The organism is Mesorhizobium sp. M0051 (genome assembly GCF_040323235.1).
Taxonomy (GTDB): domain Bacteria; phylum Pseudomonadota; class Alphaproteobacteria; order Rhizobiales; family Rhizobiaceae; genus Mesorhizobium.
This window is the reverse complement of the sequence record NZ_JAMYUT010000047.1, coordinates 1-12,793: the sequence shown is the minus strand read 5'-3', so window position 1 is coordinate 12,793 and position 12,793 is coordinate 1. Positions and strand designations below refer to the sequence as shown.

14 protein-coding genes are annotated in these 12,793 nt (G+C 63.0%); 8 read left to right on the top strand and 6 right to left on the bottom strand.

What is annotated here, in order from left to right; translation table 11 throughout:
- Positions 1-15: 15 nt before the first annotated feature.
- From NKJ90_RS31015 to NKJ90_RS31000, 4 genes are all read right to left on the bottom strand, one after another.
- On the bottom strand, positions 16-201 hold the full coding sequence (locus NKJ90_RS31015; RefSeq protein ID WP_013896713.1) for a membrane protein: 186 nt from the start codon (positions 199-201) through the stop codon (positions 16-18).
- A gap of 140 nt (positions 202-341) precedes the next feature.
- Positions 342-1,205 carry a S49 family peptidase gene (locus tag NKJ90_RS31010; protein WP_023759073.1) on the bottom strand — a complete coding sequence of 288 codons (864 nt, stop codon included), beginning with the start codon at positions 1,203-1,205 and terminating at the stop codon, positions 342-344.
- A gap of 78 nt (positions 1,206-1,283) precedes the next feature.
- On the bottom strand, positions 1,284-2,084 hold the full coding sequence (locus NKJ90_RS31005; RefSeq protein WP_023759074.1) for a tRNA1(Val) (adenine(37)-N6)-methyltransferase: 801 nt from the start codon (positions 2,082-2,084) through the stop codon (positions 1,284-1,286).
- Positions 2,084-2,308 carry a putative signal transducing protein gene (locus tag NKJ90_RS31000; protein ID WP_023759075.1) on the bottom strand — a complete coding sequence of 75 codons (225 nt, stop codon included), beginning with the start codon at positions 2,306-2,308 and terminating at the stop codon, positions 2,084-2,086. The genes NKJ90_RS31005 and NKJ90_RS31000 overlap by 1 nt, the downstream gene beginning before the upstream one ends.
- A 206-nt stretch (positions 2,309-2,514) precedes the next feature.
- On the opposite strand from NKJ90_RS31000, the gene NKJ90_RS30995 reads away from it, so the two are divergent.
- The 5 genes from NKJ90_RS30995 to NKJ90_RS30975 all read left to right on the top strand — a co-directional run bounded on the left by NKJ90_RS30995 (position 2,515) and on the right by NKJ90_RS30975 (position 7,450).
- Complete coding sequence (locus NKJ90_RS30995; RefSeq protein ID WP_023759076.1) at positions 2,515-3,531, top strand: polyprenyl synthetase family protein; 1,017 nt, start codon at positions 2,515-2,517, stop codon at positions 3,529-3,531.
- A gap of 101 nt (positions 3,532-3,632) precedes the next feature.
- The gene (locus tag NKJ90_RS30990; protein WP_023759077.1) at positions 3,633-4,301 is read left to right on the top strand and encodes a GntR family transcriptional regulator; all 669 of its coding nucleotides are present in this window, start codon (positions 3,633-3,635) and stop codon (positions 4,299-4,301) included.
- A gap of 107 nt (positions 4,302-4,408) precedes the next feature.
- A complete protein-coding gene (locus NKJ90_RS30985; RefSeq protein WP_023759078.1) occupies positions 4,409-4,999 on the top strand; it encodes a biotin transporter BioY in 591 nt (196 codons plus the stop codon).
- Positions 4,996-5,439: a DUF1284 domain-containing protein gene (locus NKJ90_RS30980; RefSeq protein WP_023759079.1), complete on the top strand. Its 444-nt coding sequence runs from the start codon at positions 4,996-4,998 to the stop codon at positions 5,437-5,439. The genes NKJ90_RS30985 and NKJ90_RS30980 overlap by 4 nt, the downstream gene beginning before the upstream one ends.
- 235 nt (positions 5,440-5,674) lie before the next feature.
- Positions 5,675-7,450: a tetratricopeptide repeat protein gene (locus NKJ90_RS30975; protein ID WP_023759080.1), complete on the top strand. Its 1,776-nt coding sequence runs from the start codon at positions 5,675-5,677 to the stop codon at positions 7,448-7,450.
- A gap of 97 nt (positions 7,451-7,547) precedes the next feature.
- On the opposite strand, the gene NKJ90_RS30970 is transcribed toward NKJ90_RS30975, so the two are convergent.
- Complete coding sequence (locus NKJ90_RS30970) at positions 7,548-8,009, bottom strand: GNAT family N-acetyltransferase (protein WP_023759081.1); 462 nt, start codon at positions 8,007-8,009, stop codon at positions 7,548-7,550.
- Positions 8,010-8,215: 206 nt separating this feature from the next.
- On the opposite strand from NKJ90_RS30970, the gene NKJ90_RS30965 reads away from it, so the two are divergent.
- A complete protein-coding gene (locus NKJ90_RS30965) occupies positions 8,216-9,136 on the top strand; it encodes a glycine--tRNA ligase subunit alpha (protein ID WP_031260155.1) in 921 nt (306 codons plus the stop codon).
- Between the two features lie 3 nt (positions 9,137-9,139).
- Here the strand turns inward: NKJ90_RS30965 and NKJ90_RS30960 are convergent, their stop codons facing one another.
- Positions 9,140-9,316, bottom strand: a complete 177-nt coding sequence (locus NKJ90_RS30960; RefSeq protein WP_023759083.1) for a hypothetical protein — start codon at positions 9,314-9,316, stop codon at positions 9,140-9,142.
- Positions 9,317-9,511: 195 nt separating this feature from the next.
- Between NKJ90_RS30960 and NKJ90_RS30955 the strand changes: the two genes are divergently transcribed.
- Complete coding sequence (locus NKJ90_RS30955; RefSeq protein WP_023759084.1) at positions 9,512-12,319, top strand: glycine--tRNA ligase subunit beta; 2,808 nt, start codon at positions 9,512-9,514, stop codon at positions 12,317-12,319.
- A gap of 107 nt (positions 12,320-12,426) precedes the next feature.
- Positions 12,427-12,663, top strand: coding sequence for a hypothetical protein (locus tag NKJ90_RS30950; RefSeq protein ID WP_023759085.1), 237 nt, complete (start codon positions 12,427-12,429; stop codon positions 12,661-12,663).
- Positions 12,664-12,793: the final 130 nt, after the last annotated feature.

Below are 12,793 nucleotides of genomic sequence, written 5' to 3'. Positions count from 1 at the left end.
CATGTGAAATGATGCTCAGTCCTTGGCCAGCCGGTATTCGCCGGTCTTCGGATCCTTGACCAGCGTCCCCATCGCGCCATTGGCCGCCTGCTTTTCGGTGCGCCGCACCTTGGCGGTCACGCGCTCGGCCTCGCGGACGAAAGTGCGGTAGCCGAAATAGGCGGCGACGCCAACGACGGTGAAGAAAATGATCTGCGGCATGCCAAAACTCCTCCCACGCTGGGCCGGCGAAGGCGGCCGGTAGGTCGGTTGATACATGTCGCCCAAAGGTGGATCGGGTTTTGGGAAAACGACATGCATAAGATTTCAAGCTTCTTATGCTAGACGGTTTCGCCGGGTTTTCAAAGCCCGAAGCGCGCCCATAATGCGCGCTCTTCCGCCGCATCGATCACCCCGCTGGCGGCCGCGGCGGCGATGTCGGGCACCGAAAAGCCCATTCTCGAGCCGAATAGGCCGAAGCGGCCGAGGAGACCGCGCGGTGCCGTGATCAGCCGGAGCTGCGTCTTCTCCCCGAAGCGGGTCTTCAGCACCGTCCGCATGTCGCCGAGCGCATCGACCAGGCCGAGCTCAAGGCCCTTGATGCCCGTCCAGAACAGGCCGGTGAACAGGTCCGGATCGTCCTTCAGCTTGGTGCCGCGCCGCTCCTTGACGAGGTCGATGAACGTGCCGTGCACCTCGAGTTGCAACGCCTTCAGCCGTTCGACGTCTTCCTTCTTCTCCGGCTTGAACGGATCGAGCACTGCCTTGTTCTGGCCGGCAGTGTGGACACGGCGCTCGATGCCGATCTTCTTCATCAATTCCGGGAAGCCGAACGAGGCCGACACCACGCCGATCGAACCGACGATGGAGGACGGATCGGCGAAGATCTCGTCGCCGGCGACCGCGATCATGTAGCCGCCCGATGCCGCAACGTCCTCGACGAAGACCAGCACCTTTTTGTCCTTTTCGGTTGCCAGATCACGGATGCGCTTGAAGATCAGCCGCGACTGCACCGGCGAGCCGCCGGGCGAATTTATCGAGATGGCGACCGCCGGCGCGTCGTAGGAAAACGCTTTCTCGATGAGGCCGGCGGTGGAGGCCAGGGACAGGGTCGGCCGCAACTGGCCGCCACCGGCCATGATGGTACCGTGCAGCCGGATGACCGGAATGGTGACGACGGTGGAGCGCCAGGATTTCGGCAGCAGGCGGTTGATAAGTCGTTTCACGAGGGCACGGTCTCCGGTCGATGGGTTGCTGGCATGTAGGGATTCCCCGGCCAACAGCAATGTGGGCCCCAAGATAGCTCAATCTCCGAACAAAGAGGCAAGCCCGTTGGTGATCATTTCACTGCGCTCATCAGGACCGTTGCCCGACTGCGCGTGCAGCATCAGCGGCGGCCGGATGGCAAGTCTTCCCCGTGCGCCGAGCGCCGCCCGCACAATGATGCGGATCGCCGCCGCGTCTGGGCGCGGGTGGACGGCAAGCATCTCGGCATCGCCGAAGCGGCCGGCGATTGCATCGAGAATCGAGCCGAGCTGTTCGGGTCGGGCGATGACGGCAAGCCGGCCACGCGGCCTGACCACCGCCGCGGCGCTCCGGATCCAGCTCTCGAACGCTCCATCCTCCATGACATGCGCTTCCTTTCGCAGGCGATCGGACGTGGCGCGGTCCCGCGCGGCATTGAAAGGCGGGTTCATGATGACGAAGTCGAAGTCGTTGTCGGCGAGGCCGGCGGACGCCCGCGCCCGGCCCGATACGGTGACATCAGCGACGACCACGGAGGCGCGATCGCTGAGATGGGCATTGCCGGGATGGGCAAGGGTGGCCGCAGCGAAGGCCGCCATTTCCGGCGCGCGTTCGACAAGCACGGCCTCGGCTGCCAGGCAGCGCGACAGCACCGCCAGGCCCGCAGCCCCGGCTCCGGCGCCGAAATCGGCCAGACGCCCGCCAAAGGAAGATGGCACGGACGCGGCCAGCATCATCGCATCCATACCGGCGCGATGGCCGCCTTGCTTGGGCTGCACGAGCCAGAACCGGCCGCGATGGAAAGCATCGACCGTATGGGCCGGTGTGTCTGGGATAAGGGTGGCCGGCGCGGCGGGCATTACTTTCCACGGATCTCGTTGGCGATGCCGGCATCCGTCAGGATGCGCCGTGCCGCGTCGGCCTTGTCGGCGTCGACCATGACGCGCCGCGGCAGGATGCCGAGCGAGCCGTCGAGCACGCTCATGTTCTGGTCGGCGACGAAGCAGCCGATGCCGGCATCGCGCATCAGCGATTCGACAAAGGAGATGATGACGGCGTCGTTGGTGCGAATGAGCTCTATCATCGGGCGAAACTCTCAGTTTGCAGCGCTGATGTAAACGGCTAGGTGGATTGCCCCGGCAAAGCAGAACTTCCTTCGCCGCCAGTTGACAGCCTGTCATCGCCGCCGCGCCAATTCGCCTCTTGCCGTGGATGTGCCTGCCGCCCTAGAGTCCAAGCAGGGATTAAGGGTGCCGTCGCACGCGTTATACCAAGACGGGAGTGATTGTCGTGGGTGTCGTTCTCAACATCGAAAACGGGAAGCGGGAGCCCGCCTCCATCAAGGAGATGATCGATCTGACTGCGGCCGATATGGGGCGCGTCAACGAATTGATCCTGTCCAAGGCCGGCTCCGACGTCGAGATGATCCCCGAAATTGCCAACCATCTGATCTCGTCCGGCGGCAAACGATTGCGGCCGATGCTGACGCTCGCCGCCGCGCAGATGTTCGGCTATGCCGGCGAGGGCCACGTCAAGCTCGCCACGGCGGTTGAATTCATGCACACGGCGACGCTTCTCCATGACGATGTCGTCGACGAGAGCGGCATGCGCCGCGGCAAGAAGACCGCCCGCATGATCTGGGGCAACCAGGCGAGCGTGCTGGTTGGTGACTTCCTCCTCGGCCAGGCCTTCCGCATGATGGTCGATGTCGGGTCGCTGGAGGCGCTCGACATCCTGTCGAGCGCGGCTTCGATCATCGCCGAGGGCGAGGTGATGCAGCTTGCCGCCGCCAAGAACCTGGAGACCACTGAGGACGAACATTTCGCCGTGATCAAGGCCAAGACCGCGGCACTGTTTTCTGCGGCTGCGGAAGTCGGTCCGGTCATTGCCTTGGCGACGCGTAACGACCGTGCGGCGCTGCGCTCCTACGGCATGAACCTCGGCCTTGCCTTCCAACTGATCGACGACGCGCTGGACTATGGCGGCACCAGCAAGGATCTGGGCAAGAATGTCGGCGACGATTTCCGCGAGGGCAAGGTGACCCTGCCAGTCATCCTCGCCTACCGGCGCGGCACCAAGGCTGAGCGCACCTTCTGGAAGCGTTCCATCGAGGACAATGCCACCGATGACGCCGGCCTGGAAAAAGCGATCGGCCTGATGACACGGCACGGCGCCATCGCCGACACGATCGGGCGCGCCCGCCATTTCGGCGAGATCGCCCGCGATGCGCTGGCGCCGCTGGAAGCGACGCCGCAGAAATCGGCGCTGATCGACGTCATCGATTTCTGCATAAGCCGGGTGAACTGAAGGCTGGACTTTAGCGACGCTTCCTCTGGCTTACGCTGGAAGTTTGCGAATTCGGTCCCGCCGTCTCGACAAGCTGCCTCGCCGCAAATTATCTATAAAAGATGGCAAAGGGCACAGACGACACCATCGCGGTCCGCATCAGCAAGGTACTGGCGGACCGCATCATCTCCGGCGCGATCGAGCCGGGGGCCAGGCTTCGGCAGGATCATATCGCCGAGGAATTCCAGACAAGCCATGTTCCCGTACGCGAAGCGTTTCGCCGTCTCGAGGCGCAAGGGCTGGCCGTCGGTGAGCCGCGCCGCGGCGTACGTGTCGCGGCTTTCGACCTGAGCGAGGTCAAGGAGGTCGCCGAAATGCGCGCCGCGCTCGAAGTGCTGGCGCTGCGCCACGCCGCGCCGCATCTGACATCGGCCATTCTCGACCTTGCCGAGGAAGCGACCAGGGCCGGCGACAAATCCCGCGATGTCAGGTCCTGGGAAGAAGCCAACCGCGCCTTCCACCGGTTGATCCTGTCGCCGTGCGGCATGCCGCGTCTGCTCGCCACCATCGACGACCTGCACGCGGCAAGTGCCCGCTTCCTGTTCGCGGCCTGGCGCTCGGAGTGGGAGACACGCACCGACCAGGATCATCGCGCGATACTCACCGCCTTGCGGCAGGGTAACACCGAATCGGCAGCCGCGACACTGGGGCGGCATGTCCAGTGGATCGGCCGCAAGCCGGTCAGGACGGCCTCTGGCACGACACGCGAGGCCTTTGCCATCGTGGGCTAGGATGACGCCTTGCACAGGCAGGGCTTGCTATCTTGGGGGATTTGTGGATTCGATAATAGATCGAAAACAGAAATTATCTATAATTTGCAATCGATCAAAGGAATCCCATGACAGACGTTGCATTCTCGTCCGGCAAGCCCTCGTTCAGTCCGCTCCGGCTTCAGGGCCGCCCTCTTGCCTGGCAGGTTGGAGCCGTCGTGCTCGGCACGCTGTTCCTGGCGCTGTCGTCCTACATCGAAGTACCGATGTTGCCGGTTCCGGTGACCATGCAGACCTTCGCCGTGACGTTGATCGGCGCGCTCTATGGCTGGCGGCTTGGCGCCGTTACCATCGCCGCTTGGCTGGTCGAAGGCGCGGTCGGCTTTCCGGTGCTGGCCGGAGGCGCCGCCGGCGTCCAGCATTTCGTCGGACCAACGGGTGGCTATCTCTTCGCTTTCCCAATCGTCGGCGCCTTGGTCGGCTGGCTGGCCGAACGCGGCTGGAACGGCAACCGGGTGATGCTTGCCTTCGCCGCCATGCTGCTCGGCAACCTTGCCTGCCTGGTTCTCGGCACCATGTGGCTCGCCATCATGATCGGCGCCGAACAGGCCATCACCTTCGGCTTCCTGCCATTCATCGTCGGCGGTCTGCTGAAGTCGGCGCTCGGTGCCGCGACACTCATGGCTCTCCCCGGCAGAGCGAAGCCGGCCAATCCGTGACGATCAGGCTGCGCGCCCATCACCTCCTTTGCCTGCTCACCTATGTGGGCAAGGGATACAGTCCCGCCTTCACCGCCAACTATGACGGGATCGCGGAGCGCCTGAGCCGGGGCGAGGACATCCTCCTCGTTTCCGGCGCGGACGATGTCTGCGGCCCGTTGCTCGACGAGCCGGAGCCGCATTGTCTCAACGAGAGCGTCTTCGAGCGCGATCGGCTAGCGGCACAGGATTTGGAGGAATTGCTGGCGCGCCCAATCCGCGTCGGCGCCAGCCTCGATCTCGATCCGTCGATGCTGGCCCGGATGCGGCAGGCGTTTTCCGCTGGCCGCGTGCGCAAGGCCTGCGGCGGCTGCGAATGGAGCGGGCTGTGCAGCACGATTGCGGCTGGCGGATATGGTGACACGCTGGTGCGGCGGTCTGCCTCGCCAGGCGAACACTGACATTGGCGTCGAGCCCCGCGGTCGAATCTGTGATATGCTCCGATCCGCGCGACACCATGGCCGAAATTCAAGATCGGAAAACTGTGGCCCGTCGCCATGATTTGTTAATCGGGTGCCCGGATTGTAAATTCGAGGCGGATTGAAGCGCGACCCCAAAAAGGCCATGCTTTATCATGAAGATGAAGTCTATGCCGATCCCGCTGATGCGGAGATGGGCCTGGCTGAAAGGAATACGATGCGGCAAGGACGTGCGCGCTGGCTGACAAGGCTGGCAATTGTGACCGGCATGGCGATCTCGGCTCTTCCGGCCTATGCCAAGCAAACCACCGAACCGGTCAAGATCACGTCGTTCTCGGGCGCTTATCTGGCGGCCCGGATCGCCGAAGGCGACAACGACCTCGACAGCGCCATCGGCTATTACAAGCAGGCATTGGCCTTCGACCCGAGCGACACCGGCCTGCAGCAAAGCTTGATGCTGTCGCTGATCGCGCAAGGCCGCTTCGACGAGTCCCTGGTCTATGCTGACAAGCTCAAGGAAGTTCCCGATGTCGAGCGCTTCTCGCGCCTGGCGCTGGCCGTCGATTCCTTCCACAAGAAGGATTTCACCAAGGTACAATACTGGCTCAAGCTGTCGGTGGAATCCGATCTCGACCGGCTGCTCTCCGGGGTCATGTCCGGCTGGGCGCAGCAAGGCGCCGGTGAGGCCGCCGATGCGATGGCCTCCATCGACAAGTTGCAGGGGCCGGATTGGTTCGGTCTGTTCAAGTCGTTCCATCGCGCATTGATTGCCGATGCTTCCGGCATGCCCGAAAAGGCTGATGCGATCTACGCCGCGACCATGCAGGATACGGCCGCCGGTGGTGCGGCTCCCGAAACCTGGATGCGCAATGCGCAGGCCTATGCCTCGTTTCTGGCTCGCAAGGGTGACAAGACCAAGGCAATGTCGGTGCTCGATCAGGCCGAGGCGTTTTCGCCCGGCAAGCTGGAAATCGTCGCCATGCGCGACAAGATCGCCAGGGGCGACAAGATCGCGCCTTTCGCTGCCGGTCCGTCGGACGGCGCCTCCGAGATTCTGCTTGATCTCGCCACCGCGCTCAACCGTGGCGGCGGAGAGCCGTTCGTCCGTCTCTATCTGCAGTATGCTCTGGCGTTGAAGCCCGACAGCGATGCAGCACTGGTGCAACTCGCTGCAGTGTCCGAGCAGTTGAAGGACGGCGAGGGCGCCATCGCGCTCTATCGGCGGATCCCCGCTACTTCGCCGCTGAAGGAGCTTTCGGAGCTGCAGCTCGGCCTCAACCTTGCCGATCTCGACCGTCATGAGGAGGCGATCACCCATCTGAAGGCCTTCGTCGACGCCCACCCCGACGACATGCGCGCCTATCTGGCGCTCGGGGGTGTCTATTCCTCGAAGGAGGATTTCCGCTCGGCCGCCAATCTCTACGACAAGGCTGTCGAGGCGCTGAAGACGCCGACCGCGGCCAACTGGAACATCTTCTACCAGCGTGGCATCGCCTATGAGCGGCTGAAGGAATGGCCCAAGGCCGAGCCGAACTTCCGCAAGGCGTTGGAATTGGTCCCCGACCAGCCGCAGGTGCTGAACTATCTCGGCTATTCCTGGGTCGACATGAACATGAACCTCAAGGAAGGCCTGGCGATGATCCAGAAGGCCGTCGACCTCAGGCCAAGCGACGGTTACATCGTCGATTCGCTCGGGTGGGCCTATTTCCGCCTTGGCCGATTCGACGATGCCGTGCGCGAAATGGAACGCGCCGTGTCGCTGAAGCCGGAAGATCCGGTTCTCAACGACCACCTTGGCGATGCTTACTGGCGCGTCGGCCGCAAACTGGAAGCCACCTTCCAGTGGAACCAGGCCCGCGACCTGAAGCCCGATCCCGATGTGCTGGCCAACTTGCAACAGAAGCTGATGAAGGGCCTGCCGCCGATCGAATCCAACACGGCGCAGGAAACCCCGAAGGTCAAGCCAGAGCCGGTGCCCGCCCCGAAGGGGTGAAATCGGTTTTTTTGAATGCAACGGGGCTCTTCGGAGCCCCGTTTCGTTTGTGGATGGCTGTCACGCCCCGATAGGCGCCGATAGGTTCGGAATTGCCTCAGAATAGCTTTCGGTAGACGACGAAGCCGGAACGTTCGCCGATCTTGTCATAGAGCTTCATCGCGGTCTGGTTGGTCTCGTGCGTCAACCAGTAGACCCGGCCTGAGCCGGCGGCTTGGGTTCGCTCGTAGACGCCCTCGATCAGCGCACGGCCAATGCCTTTGCCACGGGAGGCCTGTGTGGTGAAGAGGTCCTGCAGGTAGCAATTCGGCGCGATCGCCGTGGTGCTGCGATGGAAGAGATAGTGCACGAGGCCGAGAAGCTGTCCCTCGCTCTCGGCGACCAGCGCATGAACCGGCTCATAGGCATCGAAGAAACGGGACCACGTCATCGCCGTGATCTCGCCCGGCAGGGCTGTTTCAGCCGAGCGGCCATAAAATGCGTTATAGCCGTCCCACAGCGGCAGCCACTGGTCGAAGTCCTGACGCGTGACGGGACGGATGACGATCGGGCTGGGCATGGTTGACCTGTTGTCATTGAGGTGGACGCATCGAACAGACCTCAGGTGCCCAAGGCTGGCAATGGACCAGCCGCTAGCAAAGCTTTCAACTGTACGCTCGCACCGGCGGGCGCCTTGCTTGACGCTTCGCCGCCGGGTCTCTAGGACGTGCCGGCAAGCTAGCCTGTGCTGCCGAGGCCCCCGTGACGATTGAAATCCCTGCCCATATGCATCCCAGTCGCTCGTTCCAGGGGCTGATCCTGACCTTGCACAATTACTGGGCGGCCTATGGCTGCGTCATCTTGCAGCCTTACGACATGGAAGTCGGCGCCGGCACCTTTCACCCGGCAACGACGCTGCGCGCGCTCGGACCGAAGCGCTGGAACGCCGCCTACGTCCAGCCCTCGCGCCGGCCCAAGGACGGGCGTTACGGCGAGAACCCAAACCGGCTGCAGCATTATTACCAGTATCAGGTGATCTTGAAGCCGAACCCGCCCAACCTACAGGAGCTCTATCTCGGCTCGCTGGCGGCGATCGGCGTCGACCCGCTGCTGCACGACATCCGCTTTGTCGAGGACGATTGGGAAAGCCCGACGCTGGGCGCCTGGGGCCTCGGCTGGGAATGCTGGTGCGATGGCATGGAGGTGTCGCAGTTCACCTACTTCCAGCAGGTCTGCGGCATCGAATGCGCGCCAGTGGCCGGCGAACTCACCTACGGGCTGGAGCGGCTGGCCATGTATGTTCAGGGCGTCGACAATGTCTACGACCTCAACTTCAACGGCCGCGAAGGCGCCGACAAGGTCACCTATGGCGATGTCTTCCTGCAGGCCGAGCAGGAATATTCGCGCCACAATTTCGAATACGCCAACACGGCGATGCTGTTGCGCCACTTCGAGGATGCCGAGGCCGAGTGCAAGGCGCTGCTCGATTCCGGTGCGCCGGCATCGAACGACAATGCGCTGATGCATCGCATGGTTTTCCCGGCCTACGACCAGTGCATCAAGGCCAGCCATGTCTTCAATCTGCTCGATGCACGCGGCGTGATTTCCGTCACCGAACGGCAGAGCTATATCCTGCGGGTGCGCAATCTGGCGAAGGCCTGCGGGGAGGCATTTTTGAAAACGCAGGCAGGCGGCTTGGCGGCCTGAGCTTCAGGCCAGATTCATCATCGCGAGCGAAGCGTGCATCGGCATCGCGTTCTGAGTGCCGGTACCGTCGATCGTGCGCAATGCCTGCCGCACGCCCGGCATCGAGAAGGCGCCGTGGACCTGTCCGGTGAAGCAGGCGCCGAGCGCGAGGATCTGCAGAAGTCTGGATGCCGTTTTCATGGTCGTTGAGCCAATGGTTTCCTGCCTGAGCGTGTGTCGCTTCAGCGCTGCGTTCGGTTCATGGAAATCTTTGATCCGAGGACGAGCGGGATTGTCTCGTCCCGACAGGGGCGCCAAAATTTGTGGAAAGGGTGACAGCGGCCAGCCGAGTTGCTATGCCCCGCCCGGACCTCTCTCCCGCATGAGCTGACCCTGATGCCTGACCTGCTTCTAGAACTTCGCTCCGAGGAAATCCCCGCCCGCATGCAGCGCAAGGCGGCGGGTGACCTCAAGAAGATGCTGACCGACGGTCTGGTCGAGGCGGGGCTGACCTATGAGGCGGCACGCGAGTACTGGACGCCGCGGCGCCTTACGCTCGATATCAGGGGGCTGACTGCACGCTCGAAAGATATAAGCGAGGAGATCAAGGGGCCTTCGACTTCAGCGCCCGAACAGGCGGTGCAAGGCTTTCTGCGCAAGGCAGGTCTGGCATCCGTCGCCGAGGCGCATGTCCATTCCGACCCAAAGAAGGGCGACTTCTACATCGCCCATATTTCGAAGCCGGGCAGGGCGGCGGAAGACATTATCGCCGAGCTGGTGCCTGATATCATCCGCAGTTTTCCATGGCCGAAATCGATGCGTTGGGGCCCAGCCTCGGCCAAGCCCGGCTCGCTGCGTTGGGTGCGGCCGTTGCAATCGATCCTGTGCACCTTCGGCCCGGAGACCGAGGAGCCGGTGGTGGTCGATTTCGAGATCGACGGCATCCGCTCCGGCAACATCACCTATGGCCACCGCTTCCATGCGCCCGATGCCATCACGGTGCGCCGCTTCGACGACTATGTTTCCAAGCTGGAAGCGGCGAAGGTCGTGCTCGATGCCGACCGGCGCAAGGAGATCATCCTTGCCGATGCCCGCAATCTCGCTTTCGCCAACGGGCTCGACCTGGTCGAGGACGACGGGCTGCTGGAAGAAGTGTCCGGGCTGGTCGAATGGCCGGTCGTGCTGATGGGCGAGTTCGAGCAGGCTTTCCTGGCCATTCCGGCCGAGGTGATCCGGCTGACCATCCGCGCCAACCAGAAGTGCTTTGTGACATCGCGCCCGATCTCCCCCCTTGAGGGGGAGATGTCGGCGAAGCCGACAGAGGGGGTCGCCTCGCGTGAAGCGCTGGTGCCATCTGTGCCGAGCCCGGTCGAACCGACCCCCTCTGGCCTGCCGGCCATCTCCCCCTCAAGGGGGGAGATCAGCCAGCTTTCCAATCGCTTCATCCTCACCGCCAACATCGAGGCCAAGGATGGCGGCAAGGAGATCGCCCACGGCAACGGCAAGGTGGTGCGCGCGCGCCTGTCCGACGCGCTCTATTTCTGGACGACCGACCAGGGTGATTTGCCGGATCTCGGTGAGCTCGAGGCATCTGCGGAAAAGTTCGAGCTCGATCTGAAAAAACCGCTCGACCAGCGCATGGCGCGCCTCGACCATCTCGGGGTGACTTTCCACGCCAAGCTCGGCACACAGGGCGAGCGGGTGGAGCGGATCAAGCATCTGGCCGAAGAACTGGCGCCCATCGTGGCGCAGTCGATCTCCCCCCTTGAGGGGGAGATGGCCGGCAGGCCAGAGGGGGTCGCCTCGCGTGAAGCGCCGGCATCCTCTGACCGCGATAGGGCGTCGCGCCCCGTCGTGCCGCCCCCCTCTGTCGCCTTCGGCGACATCTCCCCCTCGAGGGGGGAGATTAGTGCGCTTGCCGCCCGCGCCGCTGTCTTGGCTAAGGCCGATCTCACCACTGAAGTCGTCGGCGAGTTTCCGGAACTGCAGGGCGCCATGGGTCGCAAATACGCTTTGCTGCAGGGCGAACACCCATCCGTGGCCGCGGCCATCGAGGAACATTACAAGCCGCAGGGCCCTTCCGACCGCGTACCGAGCGATCCGGTTTCGATCACCGTGGCGCTCGCCGACAAGCTCGACACGCTGGCTGGCTTCTGGGCCATCGACGAGAAGCCCACAGGGTCGAAGGACCCCTATGCGTTGCGTAGAGCGGCGCTGGGTGTGGTGAGGATCATACTGGAAAACAGGATCAGGATTTCGCTGGATGTCGCCATCGCAGCGACGGTGGCCTCGGCCCTCACCGCATATGAACGATCGGGAGAGGGGGTTGAGTGCCGTGGTCTGGTGGCGATGCTCGATTCCCGCATACGCGACTACAAGGGAGCAAGCCAGTTGTTGTCGGAAGCTGGCTTGATCTCCAACTTGTTGAAGGGTGGATTGGCCAAAGCAAATTCGGAAACCATCGGCGCCGCCGATCAGGAACGAGAGTTCTTCGACGGCCAGCGAATGATGGAATTGGAAGCATCACTTTCGCCATTCATCGCCGATCTCCTCGCCTTCTTCCACGACCGCCTCAAAGTCCACCTCCGCGACCAGGGTGCACGCCACGACCTGATCGATGCGGTGCTGGCGACAAGTTCGCGCCCGATCTCCCCCCTTGAGGGGGAGATGTCGGCGAAGCCGACAGAGAGGGGCGCTGTCCCGCCGTCCTCTCAGCGCCAAGCGCCCCCCTTTGCCCTGCCGGGCATCTCCCCCTCAAGGGGGGAGATCGGCCAATCGTCCAATGCCGACCTGCTGCAGATCGTCCGCAGGGTCGAAGCGCTGGGCTCCTTCCTCGACTCGGAGGACGGCAGGAACCTGCTCGCCGGAACCAAGCGCGCGGCCAACATTCTGGCTGCCGAGGAGAAGAAGAAAACGGTGATTGCCGAAACCGTTGAGCCGGCATTGTTGCGCGAGGTTGCCGAGAAATCGCTGTTTGCGGCGGTGAATCAGGCCGAGAAGCAAGCCGGAGAAGCTGTTCAAAACGATGACTTTTCCGCCGCTCTGCTGGCGCTTAGCGTGTTGCGTGAACCGGTTGATTCATTCTTTGAGCACGTTCTCGTGAATGATGAAGACCAGGCCGTGCGTGCCAACCGCCTGGCGCTGCTCGCCCGCATTCGCGCGGCCACTGGTCAGGTCGCGGATTTCTCGAAGATTGCCGGTTAAGGGAAGAAATATTCTTTGCCCCCGGCCGTTCGAGCCGGCTTACAGTCATATGGCGATGATCTCTCCGTGGCAAAAGGGACATGTTCCCCAACCCCACGGAGGCTTCCATGAATTCCGATCACGACATCGAAGTGACAGAAGAAACCCGGGCTCCTGCCGAATCGCTCGAATCCATTTCCGAACACATCCTCGATCATGCCGCGGCCGCCGCGGTCGAAGCCGCTGACCTCTCGGATGACGACGAAGACGAAGACGTTGAAGATGAGGAAGAAGGCGACGACGGCGTGAAGGCCGAAGGCGACGAAGAGTCCGAAGAGGACGACGACAACGAAGAAGCGGCCTGATTTTCGGCCGCCGTTTCTGTGGATGGATGGCGGGGCGGGGGCCGGCTCCCCCCCCCCCGGGGGATAGAGTGGGACAAAAGGGGGGTTTAACCAGAACACCCCCCCCAACAAAAAACCAATGACGAGTAGG

What these genes read in the sequence shown, in the direction of transcription:
- NKJ90_RS31015 (WP_013896713.1), bottom strand. Translation starts at nt 201, where the DNA reads ATGCCGCAGATCATTTTCTTCACCGTCGTTGGCGTCGCCGCCTATTTC.
- NKJ90_RS31005 (WP_023759074.1), bottom strand. Translation starts at nt 2,084, where the DNA reads ATGCCCGCCGCGCCGGCCACCCTTATCCCAGACACACCGGCCCATACG.
- NKJ90_RS31000 (WP_023759075.1), bottom strand. Translation starts at nt 2,308, where the DNA reads ATGATAGAGCTCATTCGCACCAACGACGCCGTCATCATCTCCTTTGTC.
- NKJ90_RS30990 (WP_023759077.1), top strand. Translation starts at nt 3,633, where the DNA reads ATGGCAAAGGGCACAGACGACACCATCGCGGTCCGCATCAGCAAGGTA.
- NKJ90_RS30985 (WP_023759078.1), top strand. Translation starts at nt 4,409, where the DNA reads ATGACAGACGTTGCATTCTCGTCCGGCAAGCCCTCGTTCAGTCCGCTC.
- NKJ90_RS30975 (WP_023759080.1), top strand. Translation starts at nt 5,675, where the DNA reads ATGCGGCAAGGACGTGCGCGCTGGCTGACAAGGCTGGCAATTGTGACC.
- NKJ90_RS30970 (WP_023759081.1), bottom strand. Translation starts at nt 8,009, where the DNA reads ATGCCCAGCCCGATCGTCATCCGTCCCGTCACGCGTCAGGACTTCGAC.
- NKJ90_RS30965 (WP_031260155.1), top strand. Translation starts at nt 8,216, where the DNA reads ATGCATCCCAGTCGCTCGTTCCAGGGGCTGATCCTGACCTTGCACAAT.
- NKJ90_RS30960 (WP_023759083.1), bottom strand. Translation starts at nt 9,316, where the DNA reads ATGAAAACGGCATCCAGACTTCTGCAGATCCTCGCGCTCGGCGCCTGC.
- NKJ90_RS30955 (WP_023759084.1), top strand. Translation starts at nt 9,512, where the DNA reads ATGCCTGACCTGCTTCTAGAACTTCGCTCCGAGGAAATCCCCGCCCGC.
- NKJ90_RS30950 (WP_023759085.1), top strand. Translation starts at nt 12,427, where the DNA reads ATGAATTCCGATCACGACATCGAAGTGACAGAAGAAACCCGGGCTCCT.